This window comes from Agromyces sp. NPDC055661, assembly GCF_053618135.1.
Genome location: NZ_JBSHHC010000002.1, coordinates 327,349 through 346,782, shown reverse-complemented (window position 1 = coordinate 346,782; position 19,434 = coordinate 327,349). Strand labels below are relative to the sequence as shown.

Annotated in this window: 20 protein-coding genes; 9 read left to right on the top strand and 11 right to left on the bottom strand. The window is 72.1% G+C overall.

What is annotated here, in order from left to right:
- Window positions 1–56: 56 nt before the first annotated feature.
- A complete protein-coding gene (locus tag ACWGO8_RS15190) occupies window positions 57–761 on the top strand; it encodes a hypothetical protein (protein ID WP_452043867.1) in 705 nt (234 codons plus the stop codon).
- A 138-nt stretch (window positions 762–899) separates the two neighbouring features.
- On the top strand, window positions 900–1,832 hold the full coding sequence (locus tag ACWGO8_RS15185) for a LysR family transcriptional regulator (protein ID WP_452043866.1): 933 nt from the start codon (window positions 900–902) through the stop codon (window positions 1,830–1,832).
- Between the two features lie 6 nt (window positions 1,833–1,838).
- Here ACWGO8_RS15185 and ACWGO8_RS15180 read toward each other — a convergent pair whose 3' ends face one another.
- From ACWGO8_RS15180 to ACWGO8_RS15155, 6 genes are all read right to left on the bottom strand, one after another.
- Window positions 1,839–2,855: a fumarylacetoacetate hydrolase family protein gene (locus tag ACWGO8_RS15180; protein ID WP_452043865.1), complete on the bottom strand. Its 1,017-nt coding sequence runs from the start codon at window positions 2,853–2,855 to the stop codon at window positions 1,839–1,841.
- Window positions 2,852–3,901: an amidohydrolase family protein gene (locus ACWGO8_RS15175; protein WP_452043864.1), complete on the bottom strand. Its 1,050-nt coding sequence runs from the start codon at window positions 3,899–3,901 to the stop codon at window positions 2,852–2,854. Before ACWGO8_RS15175 ends, ACWGO8_RS15180 begins: the two co-directional genes overlap by 4 nt.
- The gene (locus ACWGO8_RS15170) at window positions 3,898–5,031 is read right to left on the bottom strand and encodes an FAD-dependent oxidoreductase (protein ID WP_452043863.1); all 1,134 of its coding nucleotides are present in this window, start codon (window positions 5,029–5,031) and stop codon (window positions 3,898–3,900) included. Before ACWGO8_RS15170 ends, ACWGO8_RS15175 begins: the two co-directional genes overlap by 4 nt.
- 40 nt (window positions 5,032–5,071) lie before the next feature.
- A complete protein-coding gene (locus ACWGO8_RS15165; RefSeq protein ID WP_452043862.1) occupies window positions 5,072–6,085 on the bottom strand; it encodes a cyclase family protein in 1,014 nt (337 codons plus the stop codon).
- Window positions 6,082–7,065: a fumarylacetoacetate hydrolase family protein gene (locus tag ACWGO8_RS15160; protein WP_452043861.1), complete on the bottom strand. Its 984-nt coding sequence runs from the start codon at window positions 7,063–7,065 to the stop codon at window positions 6,082–6,084. Before ACWGO8_RS15160 ends, ACWGO8_RS15165 begins: the two co-directional genes overlap by 4 nt.
- A 98-nt stretch (window positions 7,066–7,163) precedes the next feature.
- Window positions 7,164–7,979 carry an SDR family NAD(P)-dependent oxidoreductase gene (locus ACWGO8_RS15155; RefSeq protein WP_452043860.1) on the bottom strand — a complete coding sequence of 272 codons (816 nt, stop codon included), beginning with the start codon at window positions 7,977–7,979 and terminating at the stop codon, window positions 7,164–7,166.
- Between the two features lie 146 nt (window positions 7,980–8,125).
- On the opposite strand from ACWGO8_RS15155, the gene ACWGO8_RS15150 reads away from it, so the two are divergent.
- Both ACWGO8_RS15150 and ACWGO8_RS15145 read left to right on the top strand, forming a co-directional pair.
- Window positions 8,126–8,926 (top strand): SDR family NAD(P)-dependent oxidoreductase, encoded by an 801-nt coding sequence (locus tag ACWGO8_RS15150; protein WP_452043859.1) that lies wholly within the window; start codon window positions 8,126–8,128, stop codon window positions 8,924–8,926.
- A 131-nt stretch (window positions 8,927–9,057) separates the two neighbouring features.
- On the top strand, window positions 9,058–9,408 hold the full coding sequence (locus ACWGO8_RS15145) for a cupin (protein WP_452043858.1): 351 nt from the start codon (window positions 9,058–9,060) through the stop codon (window positions 9,406–9,408).
- Here the strand turns inward: ACWGO8_RS15145 and ACWGO8_RS15140 are convergent.
- A complete protein-coding gene (locus tag ACWGO8_RS15140) occupies window positions 9,383–10,303 on the bottom strand; it encodes a LysR substrate-binding domain-containing protein (RefSeq protein ID WP_452043857.1) in 921 nt (306 codons plus the stop codon). The two genes, ACWGO8_RS15145 and ACWGO8_RS15140, sit on opposite strands and share 26 nt — an antisense overlap.
- 82 nt (window positions 10,304–10,385) lie before the next feature.
- On the opposite strand from ACWGO8_RS15140, the gene ACWGO8_RS15135 reads away from it, so the two are divergent.
- From ACWGO8_RS15135 to ACWGO8_RS15120, 4 genes are all read left to right on the top strand, one after another.
- Entirely contained in the window at window positions 10,386–11,678 is a 1,293-nt protein-coding gene (locus tag ACWGO8_RS15135) for a hydantoinase/carbamoylase family amidase (RefSeq protein WP_452043856.1), read from the top strand.
- The gene (locus tag ACWGO8_RS15130; protein ID WP_452043855.1) at window positions 11,675–12,892 is read left to right on the top strand and encodes a pyridoxal-phosphate dependent enzyme; all 1,218 of its coding nucleotides are present in this window, start codon (window positions 11,675–11,677) and stop codon (window positions 12,890–12,892) included. Before ACWGO8_RS15135 ends, ACWGO8_RS15130 begins: the two co-directional genes overlap by 4 nt.
- The gene (locus ACWGO8_RS15125) at window positions 12,889–14,079 is read left to right on the top strand and encodes an ArgE/DapE family deacylase (protein WP_452043854.1); all 1,191 of its coding nucleotides are present in this window, start codon (window positions 12,889–12,891) and stop codon (window positions 14,077–14,079) included. The genes ACWGO8_RS15130 and ACWGO8_RS15125 overlap by 4 nt, the downstream gene beginning before the upstream one ends.
- Before the next feature lie 270 nt (window positions 14,080–14,349).
- Window positions 14,350–15,654, top strand: a complete 1,305-nt coding sequence (locus ACWGO8_RS15120; protein ID WP_452043853.1) for a DUF222 domain-containing protein — start codon at window positions 14,350–14,352, stop codon at window positions 15,652–15,654.
- Between the two features lie 69 nt (window positions 15,655–15,723).
- Here the strand turns inward: ACWGO8_RS15120 and ACWGO8_RS15115 are convergent, their stop codons facing one another.
- Window positions 15,724–16,074 carry a VOC family protein gene (locus ACWGO8_RS15115; RefSeq protein WP_452043852.1) on the bottom strand — a complete coding sequence of 117 codons (351 nt, stop codon included), beginning with the start codon at window positions 16,072–16,074 and terminating at the stop codon, window positions 15,724–15,726.
- A 61-nt stretch (window positions 16,075–16,135) separates the two neighbouring features.
- Here ACWGO8_RS15115 and ACWGO8_RS15110 point away from each other — a divergent pair, with 61 nt between their 5' ends.
- Window positions 16,136–16,648 (top strand): TetR/AcrR family transcriptional regulator, encoded by a 513-nt coding sequence (locus tag ACWGO8_RS15110; RefSeq protein WP_452043851.1) that lies wholly within the window; start codon window positions 16,136–16,138, stop codon window positions 16,646–16,648.
- A gap of 7 nt (window positions 16,649–16,655) precedes the next feature.
- Here ACWGO8_RS15110 and ACWGO8_RS15105 read toward each other — a convergent pair whose 3' ends face one another.
- From ACWGO8_RS15105 to ACWGO8_RS15095, 3 genes are read right to left on the bottom strand one after another with little or no spacing between them, the layout of a single operon-like run.
- Entirely contained in the window at window positions 16,656–17,870 is a 1,215-nt protein-coding gene (locus tag ACWGO8_RS15105; RefSeq protein WP_452043850.1) for an acetyl-CoA C-acetyltransferase, read from the bottom strand.
- Window positions 17,870–18,523: a CoA transferase subunit B gene (locus tag ACWGO8_RS15100; RefSeq protein WP_452043849.1), complete on the bottom strand. Its 654-nt coding sequence runs from the start codon at window positions 18,521–18,523 to the stop codon at window positions 17,870–17,872. Before ACWGO8_RS15100 ends, ACWGO8_RS15105 begins: the two co-directional genes overlap by 1 nt.
- Window positions 18,523–19,377, bottom strand: coding sequence for a CoA transferase subunit A (locus ACWGO8_RS15095; RefSeq protein ID WP_452043848.1), 855 nt, complete (start codon window positions 19,375–19,377; stop codon window positions 18,523–18,525). Before ACWGO8_RS15095 ends, ACWGO8_RS15100 begins: the two co-directional genes overlap by 1 nt.
- Window positions 19,378–19,434 lie beyond the last annotated feature (57 nt).

Genomic DNA, 19,434 nt, shown 5'->3' with positions numbered 1-19,434 from the left:
TCCCTGCACCCCCGTCGATTCCCGCTGCCTCCGAGCCCGCTCGTGATCCGTACCGCGTGCTCGGGATCATCGGGTTCGTCCTCTCGTTCTTCGCATTCCTGAACCTCGCAGGACTGACGATCAGCATCATCGCCTTGGTCCGTTCGAAGCGGGCTGGTTTCAGGAATCGGTTCGCCCTGGCGGGCACCGTGATCTCCTCGATCGGCGTGGTCATCACGATTGTGGTGACGAGCTTCGCCGTATCGACACTCGTGGGTGCCGCGCAGACCTGTGCGCGACTGGGCGATGGGATCCACACGATCGGCTCTGCGACCTACACCTGCACACCGACCTCGTTCTACGTCTCCTTCTCGACGACATCCTCTGCTCCATCAGCGGGCGACGAGCAGTGGACGACGGCCAATTCGTTGTATGCCGAGGCCGTATGCCCGACGAACGCCGCTCGCGAGGAGCTGTTCGACGCGGTCGACGCGAATGACTTCGCGCGCCTGGTTCCCGTAGCCGCGCGGGCATCGAGCGCGTTCGATGCTGCGGCAGACGTCTTCCTCGATCACTCGTGGCCCGTGGAGATCGAGCAGGACATCCAGTTTCTGGGTGAGACGTCGGCCCGACTTGCGGAGAGCTGGGGCCAAGTGGCCGAATCGGCGGACATGGACGCAGCGAACGCGGTCTCGTTCCCCGACGCGCAGCCTCCGTTCGAGGCCGCTCAGCGGATCAGGGCGACGCTCTCCCGGCACGGTCAAGCACCGCTTGACTGTTGATGCGTCGGAGCGCATTCGTCGCGTACGTCGGAGTACCTGAGGTCTCGATCGCGCATCACTCACCGCGATGACACTAGGGTCGGGATCGATCCCGCTGATAGACTGGCATCCCAGCCCTCATCGAAGGAACACAACGGCGTGTCCGACAAGTCCTCGCTCTCCCGGCTCGACCTCAACCTGCTCGTGTCGCTCGACGCGCTCCTCACCGAACGCAGCGTGACGCGTGCGGCCGAGCGGCTGCACCTCAGCCAGCCCGCGCTCAGCGCGTCGCTCGCACGGCTGCGCACCCACTTCAACGATCCGATCCTCGCGCGCACCGGCAACACCTACGAGCTCACGCCGCTCGCGTCCCGGCTCTCCGAGCACACGGCGGCGGCACTCGACGCCGCGCAGCGGGTGTTCGACAGCCAGGCCGAGTGGGACCCGAGCCAGTCGACGCGCGAGTTCGCGATCTACGGCTCCGACTACAGCGTCTCGACGACCGGTCGACGCATCGCCGCCCTGGCGGCGGAGCGCGCCCCCGGCGTGCGGTTCCGCTTCATGATGCACAACCCGCAGATCGTCGACGAGGCCGTCAATCGCCTCCGCGGCGCCGACGCGCTGCTCATGCCGCACGGGTTCCTCACCGACCTGCCGTTCACCGACCTCTGGACCGACACCTGGGTCGTGATCGCCGCCGAGGAGAACGAGGCGGTCGCCGACCAGGTCACCCTCGAGGACGTCGGCCGGCTGCCCTGGGTCTTCACCTACCTCTCGCGGTCGGCGTTCACGTCGGCGACCCGGCAGATCCAACAGCTCGGCATCGAGCCGCGCGTCGAGACCGTCGTCGAGAGCTTCCTGGCGATGCCGCTCTTCATCGCCGGCACCGATCGGCTCGGGCTGCTGCAGGCCGGACTCGCCGACTACGCCCGCAGCCTCGGTGGGGTGCGCGTGCTCGAACCGCCGTTCGACGCGACGCCGATCCACAACGCGATGTGGTGGCATCCGGTGCACCGCCGCGACCCCGAGCACGAGTGGCTGCGCACGCTCGCGGTCGAGGCGGCGAGCGGCCTGCACGACGCCGCCGCCTGAGCGCGTCTAGACGACCGCCGGCCGGTTCCGTGGCCGGGCCCGCGCGCGCGAGAGCTCGGGAACGGGCGCTGCCGCTCCGACGACGTTCCGGATCTCGCCGATTCCCTCCACGCGCATGACGACCTCGTCGCCCTCGCGCAGCGGTCGCGGCGACAGCTCGCCCCGTCGGCCCCACAGCTCACCGAGGCATCCGCCGTTGCCGGCCGTGCCCGAACCGAGCACGTCGCCGGGCACCACGACCGAGTCGCGCGACGCGTACGCGACGAGCTCGGCGAACGGCCAGCCCATGTTCGAGAGCAGGTCGACGCCGATGCGCTCGCCGTTCACGAGCACCTCCATGCCGATGGGCAGAAACCCCTCGTCGTCGAGCCGTCCGGCGAACTCGTCGGCGGTCACGATCCAGGGTCCGAGGGTGGATGCGAAGTCCTTGCCCTTGCACGGGCCCAGCCGCACCTTCATCTCGCGCGCCTGGATGTCGCGCGCCGACCAGTCGTTGAAGATCGCGTAGCCGAACACGTGGTCGCCCGCCTCCGCGGCCGAGAGGTCGCGACCCTCGCGTCCGTCGACGGCGCCGATCACCACGGCGACCTCGAGCTCGAAGTCGAGCCGCTCGGTCGCGGGCGGACGCACGGTCGCGCCGCTGCCGACGAGCGTGTGCGGGTTCGTGAAGTAGAACGTGGGCGCGTCGTACCACTCGGCGTCGACCACCGCTCCCCCGCCGACCGACTTCACGACACCCTCGACGTGCTCCTCGAACGCCACGAAGTCGCGCACGCTCGCGGGCTCGACGGGCGGCAGCAGCGCGACGTCGGCGGGCGAGGGCGCGCGGTCGAGCACTCCGGATGCCGCGGCCGCGTCGATCGCGGCCCGCCCGCGTTCGAGCGCGGCGGGCAGCCCGGCCCGCGTGAGGTCGCGCACGGTCGTGCCGTCGTCGAACGCGACGAGCCGGTCGACCCCGTCGACGGACGCGACGACGCCGTCACGAACCGAGGTGCCCGCCTCACGCCAGCGCGCGAACCTCATGCGCGGCTCCCGACGGGCACCCGCAGCGCCGCGAGCTCGGCGGCGTTCGCCCCGAGGATCGCCGCCTCGGCGTCCGCGTCGAGCCCCGCCTCGCGCACGCGCTCCACGGGGTCGTCGACGCCCATGTCGAACGGGTAGTCCGTGCCGAGCAGCACGCGGTCGGCGCCGGCGGCGTCCACGAGGGCGCGCAGCGCGCCCGGTGCGTGCACGAGCGAGTCGAAGCGCAGGCGTCGCAGGTACGACGACGGGAGCTCGCGGCATCCGTGCGCCTCGGGGCGAACGTGCCACGCATGGTCGCTGCGACCGAGGAAGGTGGGCAGGTAGCCGCCGCCGTGCGCGGCCACGAGCGTGAGGTCGGGATGCCGGTCGAGCACGCCCGAGAAGATGAGGTGCGAGAGCGCGACCGCGTTCTCGACGGGCTGTCCGACCGTGTTCGAGAGGTAGTAGCGGTCGAGGCGCTCGTCGAGGCTGCAGCCGAACGGGTGCAGGAAGACGACCGCGTCGAGCTCGACGGCGCGAGCCCAGAACGGCTCCAGCCGCTCGTCCGAGAGCTCCACGTCGCCGGCGAACGACGAGAGCTCGACGCCCGCGAGTCCGTGACCGACGACGGCGTCTTCGAGCGCGTCGACGACGAGCTGCGGATGCTGCAGCGGCACGAGGCCCAGGCCGCGCAGACGCTCGGGCGCTTCCGCGACGTGCTCGGCGATGGCGCGGTTGGCCTCGCGCGCGGCCCACGCGGCGAGCTCCTCGCCCGCCCACGGGTAGTAGTGGCTCGGCGACGGCGACACGACCTGCACGTCGACGCCCTGCCGGTCCATCTCGGCGAGCCGCGCGTCGAGCGAGGTGAGCAGCGGGATGCGCTCCTGGATCATGCGCCCCGACGCGGCGAGGCTCTCGGGGCCGTTGCGGCGCGCTTCGAGCGCCTGCGCAGCGGCGAACCCATCGGGATCGCGACCGGCGACGGCCTGCTGCAGCGCGGGCAGGAGCAGGTGCGCGTGCACGTCGACGACGGGGGTCTCGCGCTGGAACGACGCTGCGGCGCTCATGCGGGCTCGCTCACGAGGATCGCGATGCGGCGCATCAGGCCGGGCACGTCGGCGTCCTGCACGTGGTCGATCTGCCACTGGCCGAGCTGCACGGATGCCTCGACGACCTCGGTCGCGCGCGGCAGGCGCCGTGCGTGGAACTCGTCCCACAGCGCCTGGTCGACGGCATCGCGCTCGAGCAGCAGCTCGGAGAGCACGAGCGCGTCCTCCGCGGCCTGCGCGGCCCCCTGGGCGATGGTGGGCGGGCAGCTGTGCGCCGCCTCGCCGATGATGACGGCTCGGCCACGATTCCACGCGTCGGGCACGACGTGCTGCGTGAACCACGTGTAGTTCACCCGCGACGCGTCGCCGAGCGACTCGCGGATCTCGTTCCACGGACCGCCGTACGCCTGCGACAGCTCCTTCATGATCTGCACGCCCTCCGCGGGCGAGTTCAGGCGGCGGTCCTGGGCGGGCTCGACCAGGAAGGCGTACATCATCTCGTCGCTCGTAGGGGTGTATCCGGCGATGTACACGGGACCCCCGTAGTAGAGGTCGGTCTGCGTGACGTCCTCCGGGCGTGGCACGAAGGCTCGCCAGATGCCCATGCCCGTGCGCTCGGGCTCGACCTCGATGCCGAGCTGCTTCCGGATGTCGGAGTTCAGGCCGTCGGCGCCGATGAGCAGGTCGTACCGGCCGGTCGAGCCGTCGGAGATCGTCACGTCGACGCCGTCGTCGTCCTGCGTGAAGGTCGTCACGGTGGTGCCGTAGTGGATGCGGGCGCCGAGCGCGGTCGCGCGATCGGCGAGGATCCGGGCGAGGTCGGGGCGGTACATGCCCGCGACCGCCGGGTACTCGGGACCGCCCGTGCGCGCATCGGGGATCTGCGCGATGAACGGCGCGTCGGGCCCCGGGGCGCGCAACCCGGTCTGGTCGAACGAGTAGCCGGCCGCCTTCACCTGCTCCCACACGCCGAGGCGGTCGAACACGCGCAGCGCGTTCCCCTGGAGCGTGATGCCGGAGCCGAGGGCCGACAGGTCGGGCTTTCGCTCGAAGACGTCGACCTCGACGCCGCCCTCGGCGAGCAGGATGGCGGCGGCGGTGCCGGCGACGCCGGAACCGACGATCGCGACGCGGGAGACTGCGGACATCAGGGGATCCTCCGTTGGATTCGTGCCAGTGGTTCGGGAACTACTTCAGGGCGATGGGGTTGACCGGCGAGCCGACGGCCCCGGTGATCGGCAGCGGCGGCGCCACGAGCAGGAACTCGTAGCATCCGTCGGCGGCGCAGTCGGCGGCGAGCGCCTCGAGGTCCCACATCTCGCCGATCGTGAGGCCGAGGTTCGGGATCACGACCTGGTGCAGCGGCTGGAACGCGTCGTCGAACTCGTTGGGACGCACCTCGAAACCCCACGTGTCGGTCGCGATCGCGGCGATCTCGGTGCGGTGCAGCCAGCCCGCCGTCGTGAAGCTCAGCCCCGCGCTGGGGCCGCCGGCGTAGCCGTTCCAGCCCTCGCGCAGCGCTCGGGCGTAGCGGCCGGTGCGCACGAGCACGAGGTCGCCGCGACCGACGGCGCTCGTCGCGCCCTGGGCCGCGATGCACGCCTCGAGGTCGGCGGTCGTGATGGCGTAGCCGTCGGGCAGCTCGCCCGCCGGGCCGTCCTCACTCGCCTCGGGCCGCAGGTACCGGCCCACGTCGAGCAGCACGCCGCGTCCGGTGATGGCGGATGCCGCGTGCTCGATGCCCGTGACGAGGTCGCCGTCGCTCGTCACGACCGAGCCGGCCGGGCGGCCGTTCCACGCGACGCCGTGGTCGAAGATGTGCCCGAGCCCGTCCCACTGCGTGGAGCACTGCAATGGCATGGCGATGACGTCGTCGGCTCCGCCGAGGCCGTGCGGGAAGCCCTGGGTTCCGGCCGCGGCATCCGTGCCCGTGTCGAGCATGGTGTGCACCGGGTTGGTGCGGCGGCGCCAGCCCTGCTGCGGACCGTTCATGTCGAAGGGCTGGGCGAGCGAGAAGCTCGCTCCGCGGTGCACGAGCGTGGCGGCGTGCGCCCGCTCGGCCTCGCCGATGAAGTTCAGCGTGCCGAGCGCGTCGTCGTCGCCCCAGCGACCCCAGTTGCGGTACGCCTCGGCCGCCTCCGCGATGTGCCGGGCGGGGTCGGTGCGGTCGAGCGCGCGCGGGTCCTCGGTGGGGGCGTTCACGATCCAGCCTCCGCCACCGCGCGCACCGTCTGCGCGCCGAGCCCCTCGATCGCGCCGACCATGACGTCGCCGTCGCGCAGCATCCGGCCGTGCACGATGCCGTTGCCGGCGGGGCTTCCGGTGAGCAGCAGGTCGCCGGGCAGCAACGGCATGTTCTGCGAGGCCCCCGCGATGAGCGCGGGGAGGTCGAAGAGCAGGTCGGAGGTGGTCGCGTCCTGCATGGTGTCGCCGTTGAGCGTGAGCTGGAGATGCAGGTTCCCGGGCTCCGCGACGAACGGCGCGGGCACGAGGAACGGGCCCGTCGGCAGGAAGCCCGGCGCGTTCTTGCCGCGGTACCAGTCGGTGCCGATCTCCTTCATGTCCTCGCGGAACACGAGGTCGCGCGTCGTGACGTCGTTGACGATCGTGTAGCCGGCGACGTGGTCCATGGCGTGCTCGCGGTCGACGCGGTACGCCTCCCGGCCGATGACGACGGCGAGCTCGAGCTCCCAGTCGTGCTGGTCGCTGTACGACGGCAGCACGAGGTCGACGTCGTCGCCGACGACCGCAGCTGGGAGGCCGATGAAGAAGTACGGGATGCCCTCGCGAGCACGGGTGTTCATCATGTCGGCGGCCCAGGCGCGCAGCTCCTCGATGGGGCGCGGGTCGTTCTTCGCACGGCCGGCGGCGACGAGGTCGATGACGTGGGTGCGGTAGTTCGCCCCCGTCTGCAGCACCTGCCGCGGGGTGACCGGCGCGGTGAGCGTCACGTCGGCGAGCGACGGCCACGAGGCATCCGCCTGGTCGGCGACGGCACGGAGTCGCTCCCACGAGGCGGGCGCCTCGGCGAGGAAGGCATTGAGGTCGGGGGAACCCAGCTCGTCGGGGCCGATCGCGCGCACCCGGTCGCCCGCGACGAGGCCGAGCGCGGGCTCGGCGTCGCCCGCGCGGAAGCGGACCAGGGCGAAGGGGGCGGTCAGGCCGTCGGACGACGATGTCACGGGTGGATCTCCATTCACGCACGCGTCGGTGCCGTGCGTGTCATCCAGTCAAGCGCGTGGCCGGGTATCAGTGAAGGGCCGATCGATGATGGAGTCCATCAGCGTCGTGGATGCGCAGACCCCATCGACCGCGCGATCGGCAACCCGCCGCCATGGCCCGTGAGCCCGCCGTCGACGGCGATCTCGGTGCCCGTGACGTAGGAGGCATCCGGCGACAGCAGGTGCGCGATGACGGCGGCGACCTCCTCGGCGCCGCCCGTCCGCCCGAGCGGCGTGGCCTCGAGGTTCACGGTGCGGAAGTCGTCGGGTGCGCTCGCGGTCATGGGCGTCTCGATGAACCCGGGGCTCACGAGGTTGACGCGGATGCCGCGGGGCCCGAGCTCCATCGCCGCGGTCTTCGTGATGCCGCGGAGCGCCCACTTGCTCGCGCCGTACGCGATGCCGTAGTGCGCCATCGTGCCGGCGGCCGACCCGACGTTCACGACGGAGCCGCCGGCCGGCATGAGCGGTGCGAGCACCTGCATGCCGAGCGCCGGACCGATCGCGTTCACCGCGAACGCCTGCTCGAAGTCGTCGGCCGTCACGTCGTCGAGGCGCGCGCGGCGCGTGATGCCGGCGGCGTTCACGAGGCCGTCGAGGCGGACATCGTCGTCGCCGACCGTTCCGGCCGGGCCGGAGGCGGCGTCTGCCGCGCTCGCATCCTCGAGTCGCGCGGCGAGCTCGGCCCACTGCTCCCGATCGGCGACGTCGAGCGCCACCCGCTCCACGCGGTCGCCGCCGCCGGCGAGGTCGTCCCACGCGAGGTCGACGGCGACCACCCGGGCCCCGGCCTCGGTGAGCGCGGTCACGGTCGCGGCCCCGATCCCCGACGCCGCTCCCGTGACGACGTATCGGCGTCCTGCATGCGCCTCCATCGGCGACCCCTTCCGCTCCGAACGGTCCGGTTCCATGGTGTCGTGCCCCCGGCGCCGTGATGCCGTGCATCACCGATCACGATGACCGAGGGCCGCGACCGTCCGTGCGCTGACGTGAGGAACTCGACGAGGAGCAGGAGACGCCGATGACCGACACCGACGACGCCGAGCGCCCGGACCTCGCGCCCGCGCGACTGTTCTCGTGCGCCGGACAGGTCGCGATCGTGACCGGCGGCTCCTCCGGCATCGGCCGCGCCGCCGCGGAGGCGCTCGCCGCCGCCGGCGCCCGGGTGCTGCTCGTCGGGCTGCCTGCGAGCGACCCCGAGGGCGTGGCCGCCGCCATGCGCGTCCAGGGGTTCGAGGTGCACGGCCTCGGCACGGATGTCACGGCTGACGGCGCCGCGGAGGCGATCGTCGCCGCGGCCCTCGACCGCTGGGGCCGCCTCGACACCGTGGTCGCGAACGCGGGCGCCGCGCTCGACGAGCCGGGACCGGCCGACCTCGACGCCCTCGACCGGATGTACGCGCTGCACGTGCGCTCGGTCGCCGCGCTCGCGAATGCCGCCGTGCCGGTCATCGCCGAGTCCGGCGGCGGTGCGTTCCTCGTGATGTCGAGCATCGCCGGGCTCCGCGGCAACCGGGTGCTGTCGGGCTACGGCATGACGAAGGCCGCGAACGCGCAGCTCGCCAGGAACCTCGCCGTGCAGTGGGGCCCGCACGGCGTGCGTGCGAACGCGATCTCCCCCGGCGTCATCGAGACGGACTTCGCCCGCCCGATCACCGAGGATCCGTCGCTCGCGACCGTGCGGCGCGAGCGCACGCCGCTGCGTCGGTTCGGCCGAGTCGAGGAGGTCGCCGGCGCGGTCGTCTGGCTCGCGTCATCCGCCGGCGCCTTCGTCAACGGTCAGAACATCGTCATCGACGGCGGGACGATCATCGCCGACTGACCTGCCGACGCCGGACTCTGCATGAATGGGAGCAGACGGCGGGACGATCATCGCCGACTGACCTGCCGACACTCCACCTGCCGACCCCCGCTTGGCATACTGGAGGCAGCCGCTTCCGACGGAGGACTGCCGTGGCCGATCTCACCGTTCTCGCCCAACGCCACCTCGATGCCGCGCTCGCGGACGAGCACGGCCGCAGTGCCGAGCTCATCCTGCGCGACGGCCCGATGCGCCAGACGATCATCGCCCTGCGCGACGGGGTCGAGCTCGCCGAGCACAACTCCCCCGCCGCCGCGAGCCTGCAGGTGCTCGTGGGCAGCGTGCGCGTGACCGGCCAGGACGTCACCGACATCCGCGACGGCCGCATCGAGGTGCTGACCCATCATCGACACGCGGTGCTCGCGCTCGAGGACGCCGTGTTCCTGCTCACGACCGTGACCAGCGTGGACGGGAGCGTCAGCGGACCCGAGCGCGCTCGCTGAGCTCGTCCGCTGAACTCAGGCGTGCAGCCACGCCCGACCTCCGCAGCGCCGTCCGCGCGGCGGCGATGGCCGGGTTGGCCTCGCTGCCGGTGCGCAGCGCGACCCGGATGGTCCGCGCGCTTCCGCTGGGCTCGAGGGCGCACTCGGATGCCTCGGCCGCGATGAGCGCGGGAAGGAACGCGACCGCGCGACCGTGCGCGACGAGGCGGGCGTGGAGGAGCACGTCCGTCGACTCGAAGGCGACATCGGGCTCGAACCCCGCCGAGCGGCAGGCCGCGACCGCCCACTCGCGCGAACGGGTGCCGGGCGGTTCCATCGCCCACCGCGCATCGGACAGGTCGGCCACCGCTGCCGCGCCCCTCGCGTGCGGCGTCGCGACGAGCATCGGGTCGTCGAGGAGGTGCTCGGTCCGGATGTTCGTGATCGGCGCCACGGGTGCGCCCGGGTACTGCTCGTACAGCACGAGGTCGACGTCGCGCGCGAGCAGCGCGGGGAGCCCGTGCTCCGCGTGGACGTGCAGGAACGAGACCTCGACGTTGGGGTGGTCGGCGGCGAGCCGGTCGAGCGCCGCGGGGATCAGCGTGTGGGCGGCCGACTGGAACGCGGCGATGCGCACGCGGCCCGCGACATCCGTGCGCCTCGCGGCGATGCCGGCCTCGGCCTGCTCGAGCTCGACGAGCACGCGCTCGGTGTGCGACACGAGGAGCTCCGCGGCATCCGTCAACCGCACTCTCCGGCCCACGGGCTCGAGGATCGGCACCCCGACCTCGCGCTCGAGGATCGAGAGCTGGTGCGAGATCGCCGACGGGCTGTACCCGAGGGCCTCGCCGACCGCGGCGAGCGTGCCGCGATGCTTGAGCTCCCGCAGGAGCCGGAGGCGATGGAGGTCGTACATGCCGCACCGTTCGATCCGGTTCACCGATACTGATGCCGTTCATGCTATCGATCGATGAGTCTCGCCTTCGTATGGTCGAGGCATGACCGACCTGCTCCCCACTCGCCCGCCGGGCACGCTCGCCGTCGACGCCGACCGCCTCTGGGCCTCGCTCATGCAGCTCGCCCGCATCGGCGCCTACACGGATGCCGCGACCGGCCTCGTCGGCGTCGACCGCCGGTCGCTGACCGACGAAGATGCCGAGGGTCGGCGCCTGGTCATCCGCTGGATGGAGGAGGCCGGACTGGCGGTGACCGTCGACGAGATGGGCTCGATCTTCGGGCGCCGCGAGGGGCGCGAGCCCGGCCTCGCCCCAGTGATGGCAGCGTCCCACATCGACAGCGTCGCGACGGCGGGTGCGTTCGACGGATGCCTCGGCGTGCTCGGTGCACTCGAGGTCGTGCGCAGCCTCGACGAGGCCGGCATCACCACCCGCCGGCCGCTCGTGATCGCGGCGTTCACCGAGGAGGAGGGCGTGCGGTTCGGCACGGACATGCTGGGCTCGGCCGTCGCCGCCGGTCGGCTCACGCTCGAGTACGCGTACGACCTCGTCGACGCGGCGGGGCTGCGCTTCGGCGATGAACTGGTGCGCATCGGATTCCGCGGCGACCGGCCCGTGCGGCTCGACCCGCCGCACGCCTACGTGGAGTGCCACATCGAGCAGGGTCCCGTGCTCGCGCAGGAGGGGTACGCGGTCGGCGTCGTCACGGGCGTGCAGGCGATCTCGTGGCAGCGCGTCACGATCCACGGCCGGGCGGCGCACGCCGGCACCACCCCGACCGAGCTGCGGGTCGACGCGGGACTCGCGGCCGCGCAGGTCGTCGTGCACGTGCGCGAGATGGTCGATTCGGGTCGCTACGGCCGGCTGCGCGGCACGGTCGGACACCTCAGCACCTCGCCCGGCCTGCCGAGCGTCGTGCCCGATCGCGCCGAGCTCACCGTCGACCTCCGCAACCCCGACGATGCACTCATGGCCACGGCCGAGGCCGACCTCGCCGGGTTTCTCGACGGGCTCGCCGAACGGCAGCCCGGTCTGCGCGTGGAGGCGAAGCGCATGGCGAAGACCACCGCCGTGCCCTTCGCCGGATCGGTGCAGGATGCGATCGCCGGTGCCGCGGCGGACCTCGGCGTGCCGACCATGCGCCTCATGTCGGGCGCCGGGCACGACGCCCAGGAGATCGCGGCCATCTCGCCCACGGCCATGGTCTTCGTACGCGGACAGTACGACGGCATCAGCCACAACCCGCGCGAGTACTCCACGCCCGAGGACTGCGCGGCCGGGATCGCCGTGCTCGGCACGACGCTGCTGCGGCTCGCCGAGGAGGCCGACGCATGAGCGCGACGTACTGGAATCCCGCCGCTCGCGCATGGCGCGCCGAGCGGCCGACCGGAGTCGTCGAATTCCATCGGAGCCTGCCCGGCTATCGCCCGACGCCGCTGGTCGAGGTGCCCGAGGTCGCAGCCGAGCTCGGCGTCGGACGCGTGTTCGTGAAGGACGAGAGCTCCCGCCTCGGCCTGCCCGCCTTCAAGATCCTCGGCGCCGCCTACGCGATCGCCCGCGCGCTCTCGGCGCGGGTCGGGTCGCCCGACCGGGCGCTCACGCTCGACGAGCTGCGCTCGGCTCTCGCCGACGCGCCGCCGGTGCGGCTCGTCGCGGCGACCGACGGGAACCACGGGCGTGCGGTCGCGCACACGGCGCGACTGCTGGGGCTCCCCGCGCAGATCTGGTTCCCCGATGGGCTCACGGCGGAGGCGAAGGACGCGATCGCCGGCGAGGACGCCGAGGTCGTCGAGCTCGCGATCCCGTACGACGACGTGGTCGCCGCCGCGACGCGCGCCGCCGAGGCGGCCGGCGACGACGCCGTGCTCATCCAGGACACGGCGTGGCCGGGCTACGAGGAGGTGCCGCAGTGGATCGTCGACGGCTACTCGACGCTGTTCGAGGAGGCCGATGCGCAGCTCGGCCAGGTCGGGGTTGCGGGCGCTGATCTCGTCGCGGTGCCGGTCGGGGTCGGGTCGCTCGCGCAGGCGGCGGTGCGGCATCACCGGTCGGGTGGGGCGGCGGGCGCCGGGGCGGGTGGTGCCGAGGGCGGTGCCCGTGCCGGTGCTGCCGAGGGCGGTGCCCGTGCCGGTGCCAGTGCCGGTGCCGGTGCCGGTGCCGGTGCCGGTGCGCCGATCGTGCTGAGCGTGGAGGCGAGCGCCGCCCAGCCGATCATCGCGTCGCTGCACGCCGGCGAGCCGGTGAGCGTGCCGACGCGTCACACGGTCATGTCGGGGCTCAACTGCGGCACGCCGTCGGAGATCGCGTGGCCGGTGCTGGCGGCGGGCCTCGACGCGGCCGTCACGGTCGACGAGGAGGAGGCGATCCGCGGGGTCCACGACCTCGAGGCGCTCGGGCTCGACTCGGGTCCGTGCGGTGCGGCGACACTCGCGGGTGTGCGTCGTCTGCTCGCCGACGATCGCGCCCGCTCGGCGCTGGGCGCGGACGCCACGGTCCTGCTGCTCTCGACCGAGGGTCGGCAGGCGAACCCGCTGCCGGAGCATCGATGAGCGGGGGGCCGCCGAGCGGTGCCCAGGCAGCGAGCGGGGGCTCCGAGGCGGGCTCCGAGGAGCTCGAGCTGCTCCGCGAGCTCATCGCGATCGACTCGGTCAATCCGGCGCTCGTGCCCGGGGGCGCCGGTGAGGCGCGCATCGCCGATGCCGTCGTCGCGTGGCTCACCCCGCGCGGATTCGAGTGCCGCCGGCTCGAGGCGACGCACGGTCGGCCGTCGATCGTGGCGGTCGCCCGGGGCACGGGCGGCGGACGCAGCCTCATGCTCAACGGGCACCTCGACACGGTGTCCCTCGCGAGCTACGACGGCGACGGGCTCGACCCCGTGGTGCGAGACGGAAGCCTGCACGGACGCGGCGCGTACGACATGAAGTCGGGGCTCGCCGCGATGATGGTCGCCGCCGCACGTGCGCACGCCGCTTCGCACCGCGGCGACGTCGTGCTCGCCCTCGTCGCGGACGAGGAGCACGCCAGCCTCGGCACCGAGGAGGTGCTCGCGCACGTCGTCACCGACGGCGCCGTCGTGGTCGAACCGACCGGGCTCGACCTCGTCATCTCGCACCGCGGGTTCGCCTGGGCGACGGTCACCGTCCACGGGCGTGCGGCGCACGGGTCACGACCCGACCTCGGCGTCGATGCGATCGCCAAGGCCGGGCGACTGCTCACCGCGATCGACGAGCTGGCCGACCGACTGGCCGCCGGCCCGCGGCATCCGCTGCTCGGCACCGGCAGTGTGCACGCCGGCACCATCGTGGGCGGCGCCGAGCCGTCGAGCTACCCCGACGCGTGCGTGGTCACGATCGAGCGGCGCACGATTCCCGGTGAGGACCTCGTGACGTTCGAGCGCGAGCTCCGGGGCATCCTCGACGAGCTCGAGCGTACGGATGCCGCATTCGCCGCCGACCTCGCGATCACCACGCACCGCGGTCCGTTCGAGGCCGGCGCGGCATCCGAGGCGGCGGCCGCCCTCGCCGCGAGCTTCGCGGACGTGGCCGGCCGCGAGCCCGCACGCCGCGGCGAACCGTTCTGGACGGACTGCGCCCTCCTCGCGGCGGCGGGCATCGACACGGTGATGTTCGGCGTCGACGGGGGCGGGGCGCACGCGGCCGACGAGTGGGTCGACCTCGCGTCGCTCGCGACGGTCACGGCCACGCTCGAGCGCACCATCGTGCGGTACGTGGGGTGAGCTGCGGCGCGCGACGCTGAGCGCGCAACGCTGAGGGCTGAGACGCTCGATCGCCTTGGCACGTTGCCCGATCGATGCCCTGGACTGATCGCTCGGCGCATCAGATGAACGATGCCGTCGATTGACCAGTACTCGTATCTCTCTTCGATTCAATGCCGATGTGCCATCTCGACCATTCGAATGTATCTGCTATACTCAAGCTACTCGGGCCGGAGTGAACGAACTGGAGACAGTCATGCATTCACCCCTGCACGAAATCGCGCCGCCGTGGTGACCGGCGAATCCGGGTCGACCGTCGAATCCGAGTCGGCCGCAGGCTTTCCCTCGATCGCGGGCGCCGCAGTGGCCGCCGGCCTCGATCTCATCGTCGATCGCTTGGACGAGGCCTCCCACGCGCAATCCGAAGCGAATCGGGCTCATGCCCGGCTCTGGACCGCCCTGGCCGAACTGATGCGACTCGCTCGCGCCAATCCGCAGGTCTACCTGCGCTCCGAGGGCATGGCACGAGCAGACGCGCTGGAGATGGCCGAAGACACCGCCGCCTACGATGCGGGGCTGCGCCTGCAGCTCTCGGCCAACCAGGTGCGCTCGATCGCCCACGAAGCCCAGGTGCTCGAAGACCGGCTGCCGACCTTGCGCGATGCATTCGTCGCCGGCGTCACAACGGTCGGGCACGTCCGCGCCGCGGTCGATCTCGTGACGGGATGGACCGACGACGAACCAGCCCTGCAGGCCTTCGATGAACAACTGGCCGCATCAGCATCCTCGACAACGCTTTCGGCGTTCCGAGCTCGGGCGCGACGCCTGAAGGAGCGACTGCTCCACGAGTCGCCCGAAGACCGGCACGCGAAGGCGTTCTCCGACCGGCGCATCTGGGTCGAGCGAGCCGACGACGGGATGGCGTACCTCCACGCCCTCGTCGCGGCACCCGATGCCGTGCGCATCGTCGAGCGATTGAACGCCACGGCACGCGCCGAGCAGCAGAAGACCCGGAGAGGCGAGCCCGGCTGGCGCTCACGTGATCAGCTCCGCGCCGATCTCGCCGTGGGTTGGCTCGCGGGCGACGGCACTCCGACCGCGGCGATGGTGCGTCCGATGCTGCTCGTCCCGCTGCTCTCCCTCCTGGGCGAGAGCGACCAGCCGATCGAGCTCGCGGGATACGGCAGCATCGATCGACGCTCGGCGGCGCGCCTGTTCGCGAAGGCCCCGTCGTTCCGACGAGTCGCGACCGATCCGTTCACCGCTGAGATCCTCGACTACGACCGCACGCGGTACCGGCCGACGAAGGCGCAGCGCGACTGGGTCGCGCTTCGATTCGAGACCTGCATCGATCCGACGTGCTCGCGCCCGGCCCACGATTCCGATGTCGATCATCTCGAGGAGTGGGTCCGCGACGTGGGGCGCACGAATCGTGACAACCTGTTCCCGCTCTGCGAGAACGGAAACCGTCGCAAGAACCTGAGCCGAGTCGGCTATCGGCGATTGCCGTCGGGGAAGGTCTCGATCACCACGCCGACCGGGTACACCGTCACCACGGACGCGCCCACGTTCATGTCGGAGGCGCCACCGTTCTGACCGACGCGCGTGAACTCGTATCCGGCAACGTCACGCCGCACGCCGCCCGGGCGGAGTGACGAGCGCGCGTCAGCCGACGGATGCGTCGGTCGACTGGTCCATGACGTAGATCACGAGCCCGTTGGGATCGCGGTACGTCGCCAGGCGGCCGCCCGGGATCTCAGCCGGCTCGGCCAGCACTTCGAGACCTGGAGGCGCGTCGGCGTGGAACCGCTGGACGCTGTCGACGACGAACACCGGACCGGCCGGGGCGTCGGGATCGTTCGCGTCGAGCATGAGCTGCACGTCGGTGCCGGGCATGCCGAGCGAGACGGTCGTGTCGCCCTCGCGCCACACCTCCTCGGCGCCGAACGCATCGCGGTAGAGGGCCAGGGAAGCGGCCAGGTCGGACGTGGGGGCCAGGAGGAACTCGAGCTTCATCGCGCAGCCTTTCCGTGTGTCGTAACGTGACTTGCCCTCAGCATAACGGCATTATGGAGTCATGCGCGAGTGGATTCCGGTTTCGACGTCCCCGAAGGGACGCCTCGTGCTGGCCGCCGCCCGCGAATTCGGCTCGCGGCCGTTCGACGACGTGACGGTCGCCGACCTCGCCCGCGCCGCGGAGGTCACGACCGGCGCGCTCTACCACCATTTCGAGGGCAAGCTCGGGATCTACGCGTTCGTGCGCACCGACGTCGAGCGCCGAGTGCTCGACCGCATGGAGGGCGCCGCAGCGGCCCTTCCCGAGGGGTCGGCGAGCGTGCGCATCAGCGCCGCGCTCGCAGTGGGCTTCGACTTCGCGATCAGGGCCGGGTTCGCATGGATGCTCGCGGAACCCCCGATGGGCGACGAGCCCGACACCATCGCTCGCGCGCTGGCCGAGCTCTGCGCGCCACCCTCCGCCGAACTCGGGGGGATGCTCGCCGCGGCCTGGCGGGCCGGGGTCGGGGCGGTCGCCAGAGGCGGCGACGCCGCGACGGTGCGTGAGGCACTGGGTCGCCTCTCCGCGGGTTGAGCCTCAGCTACACCCGTGCGAACACCGCGGCGAGCGCCTGACCGCCGCCGATGCACATCGTCTCCAGCGCGAGCTCGCCGTCGAGCGCGGGCAGCTCGTGCGCGAGCGTCGCGAGCATTCGGATGCCGGTGGCGCCGATCGGGTGGCCGATCGAGATGCCGCTTCCCCGAGGGTTCAGCCGCGGATCATCCGCATCGAGGCCCCAGTCGGCCAGGCACGCGAGCACCTGGACGGCGAACGCCTCGTTGAGCTCGATGACGTCGAGGTCGTCGAATCCCAAGCCGGCCCGCGCGAGCGCGAGGTTCGACGCCGGCACGGGGGCGACGCCGAAGCGCAGCGGGTCGTTGCCCGCGACCGCCCACGAGACGAGCCGCAGCATCGGCTGCAGTCCGAGTTCACTCGCGCGCACGGGCGTCGTGACGATGCACGCCGCGGCCGCGTCGTTCTGGCCGCTCGCGTTCCCCGCGGTCACGGTGGCGTCGGGATCGCGACGCCCGAGGATCGGGTTCAGCGCCGCGAGCGCCTCGAAGGACGAGTCCCCGCGCGGATGCTCGTCGCGGTCGACGACGACGGTGCCACGCCGGCCCTGGACGGACACGGGCACGAGCTCGGCGTCGAACGCGCCCGACTCCTGCGCGGCGACGGCCCGGCGGTGCGACTGCAGCGCGAACGCGTCCTGCACCTCGCGCGAGATGCCGTACTCCGAGCGCAGCAGCTCGGCCGAGCCCACGTTGCCGTCCGGCGTCGGGAAGCGCACGCCGCCGACCGTCTCCCGTCCGCGCGACAGTGCGTCGCGCAGCAGCAGCCCCGCGCCCGACACACCGCGCCGACCCTCGACGGTGTAGAGCGGCGCGTTCGACATCGACTCGACGCCGAGCGCCACGACGGCCTCCGAGACGCCGGTCTGAACCTCCATCGCGGCGTTGAGCACGGCCTGCAGACCCGATCCGCAACGCCGATCGAGCTGGTAGCCGTTCGTCGTGACGGGGAATCCCGCATCGAGCGCAGCCACCCGACCGATCGCCGGCGCCTCCATCGTCGGGTATCCCTGAGCGCCGACGACCCCGTCGATCGCCACCGGGTCGACGTCCGTACGCTCGAGCAGCGCGCCGAGCACGGTCGTCGCGAGTTCGAGCGCCGGCACGGTCGCGAGGGCGCCGCCCATGCGGCCGACGGGGGTGCGCAGCGGGGCGCAGATCACGACGTCGCGGAGCTCGGTCATCAGTCCTCCACGGCGAGCGCATCAGCGACGGTGAACGGCGCGCCCGTGGCATCCGTCACCTGCTCGACCGTGACGCCCGGCGCGAGCTCGACGAGCACGAGCCCCTCGGAGGTCACGTCGAAGACGGCGAGGTCCGTGATGATGCGATCGACGCACGCTTTGCCCGTGAGCGGCAGCGTGCACTGCTCGACGATCTTCGCGGAGCCGTCCTTGGCGACGTGCTCCATGACGACGATGACGTGCTCCGCGCCGTTCACCAGGTCCATGGCGCCGCCCATGCCCTTGACCATCTTGCCGGGCACCGCCCAGTTGGCGATGTCGCCGCCCGACGAGACCTGCATGGCGCCGAGCACCGCGGTCGTGATGCGTCCGCCGCGGATCATGCCGAAGCTCGCCGCCGAGTCGAAGTACGCCGCACCGGGCAGCACGGTGACGGTCTCCTTGCCCGCGTTGATGAGCTTGGGATCCTCCTCGCCCTCCCACGGGTACGGGCCGACGCCGAGGATGCCGTTCTCCGAATGCAGCACCACCTCGACCCCCTCGGGCAGGTGGTTCGGGATGAGCGTCGGCAGTCCGATGCCGAGGTTCACGTACGAGCCGTCCTCGAGCTCGCGGGCCGCGCGGGCGGCCATCTCGTCGCGGGTGAGGGACATCAGCGGGCCTCCTCGGCCTGGTCGGCGACGGGCTGGTCGGCGACGGGCTGGTCGGGGGCGGCGTCGGGTGCAGCGGATGCCGCGGGCCGCGCCCGCACGGTGACCTTCTCGATCGGCAGGTCGGTCGCCTCCTCGGGCGTCAGCACGATCACGCGGTCCACGTAGATCCCGGGCAGGTGGATGTCGTCGGGACCGAGCACGCCGGGCTCGACGAGCTCGTCGACCTCGGCGATCGTGATGCGCCCCGCCATCCCGGCGAGCGGGTTGAAGTTGCGCGTCGACTTCTCGAAGCGCAGGTTGCCGTGCCGGTCGCCAACAGCGGCCCGCACGAGGCCGTAGTCCGCGCGGATCGCCTGCTCGAGCACGTACTCGCGCGACTTCCCGAACACGTCGAACGGACGCAGCTCCTTCGGGTCGCTCGTGAGCGCGACCGAGCCGTCGGGCGCGTATCGCAGCGGCATCCCGCCCTCGGAGACGGCCGTGCCGGCACCCGTCGCGGTGTAGAACGCCGGGATGCCGACGCCGCCGGCGCGCAGCCGCTCGGCGAGCGTTCCCTGCGGGGTGAGCTCCACCTCGACCTCCCCCGAGAGGTACTGCCGGGCGAATTCCTTGTTCTCGCCGATGTAGCTCGCGATGACCTTGCGGATGCGTCCGGCCGAGAGCAGCTCGCCGAGGCCCCAGCCGTCGACGCCGCAGTTGTTCGAGACGACCTCGAGGTCGCCGACGCCGCGGGCGAGCAGCGCCCGGATGATCGTGATCGGCACGCCCGACAGGCCGAAGCCGCCGACGGCGAGCGACGAGCCCGACGGGATGTCGGCGACGGCCTCGTCGGCCGACGCGTAGGTCTTGTCCATGGATGCTCCGTAGATCGGGAAGGGGGATCGGGAAATCGGGGGAAATCGGGATGTCGC

Bases quoted from the DNA above. Each gene is read 5' to 3' on its own strand.
- ACWGO8_RS15115 (WP_452043852.1), bottom strand. From the start codon at position 16,074: ATGAAGCTCGAGTTCCTCCTGGCCCCCACGTCCGACCTGGCCGCTTCC.
- ACWGO8_RS15170 (WP_452043863.1), bottom strand. From the start codon at position 5,031: ATGTCCGCAGTCTCCCGCGTCGCGATCGTCGGTTCCGGCGTCGCCGGC.
- ACWGO8_RS15155 (WP_452043860.1), bottom strand. From the start codon at position 7,979: ATGGAGGCGCATGCAGGACGCCGATACGTCGTCACGGGAGCGGCGTCG.
- ACWGO8_RS15105 (WP_452043850.1), bottom strand. From the start codon at position 17,870: ATGACCGAGCTCCGCGACGTCGTGATCTGCGCCCCGCTGCGCACCCCC.
- ACWGO8_RS15135 (WP_452043856.1), top strand. From the start codon at position 10,386: ATGACCGACCTGCTCCCCACTCGCCCGCCGGGCACGCTCGCCGTCGAC.
- ACWGO8_RS15110 (WP_452043851.1), top strand. From the start codon at position 16,136: ATGCGCGAGTGGATTCCGGTTTCGACGTCCCCGAAGGGACGCCTCGTG.
- ACWGO8_RS15095 (WP_452043848.1), bottom strand. From the start codon at position 19,377: ATGGACAAGACCTACGCGTCGGCCGACGAGGCCGTCGCCGACATCCCG.
- ACWGO8_RS15180 (WP_452043865.1), bottom strand. From the start codon at position 2,855: ATGAGGTTCGCGCGCTGGCGTGAGGCGGGCACCTCGGTTCGTGACGGC.
- ACWGO8_RS15125 (WP_452043854.1), top strand. From the start codon at position 12,889: ATGAGCGGGGGGCCGCCGAGCGGTGCCCAGGCAGCGAGCGGGGGCTCC.
- ACWGO8_RS15140 (WP_452043857.1), bottom strand. From the start codon at position 10,303: ATGTACGACCTCCATCGCCTCCGGCTCCTGCGGGAGCTCAAGCATCGC.
- ACWGO8_RS15175 (WP_452043864.1), bottom strand. From the start codon at position 3,901: ATGAGCGCCGCAGCGTCGTTCCAGCGCGAGACCCCCGTCGTCGACGTG.
- ACWGO8_RS15150 (WP_452043859.1), top strand. From the start codon at position 8,126: ATGACCGACACCGACGACGCCGAGCGCCCGGACCTCGCGCCCGCGCGA.
- ACWGO8_RS15100 (WP_452043849.1), bottom strand. From the start codon at position 18,523: ATGTCCCTCACCCGCGACGAGATGGCCGCCCGCGCGGCCCGCGAGCTC.
- ACWGO8_RS15130 (WP_452043855.1), top strand. From the start codon at position 11,675: ATGAGCGCGACGTACTGGAATCCCGCCGCTCGCGCATGGCGCGCCGAG.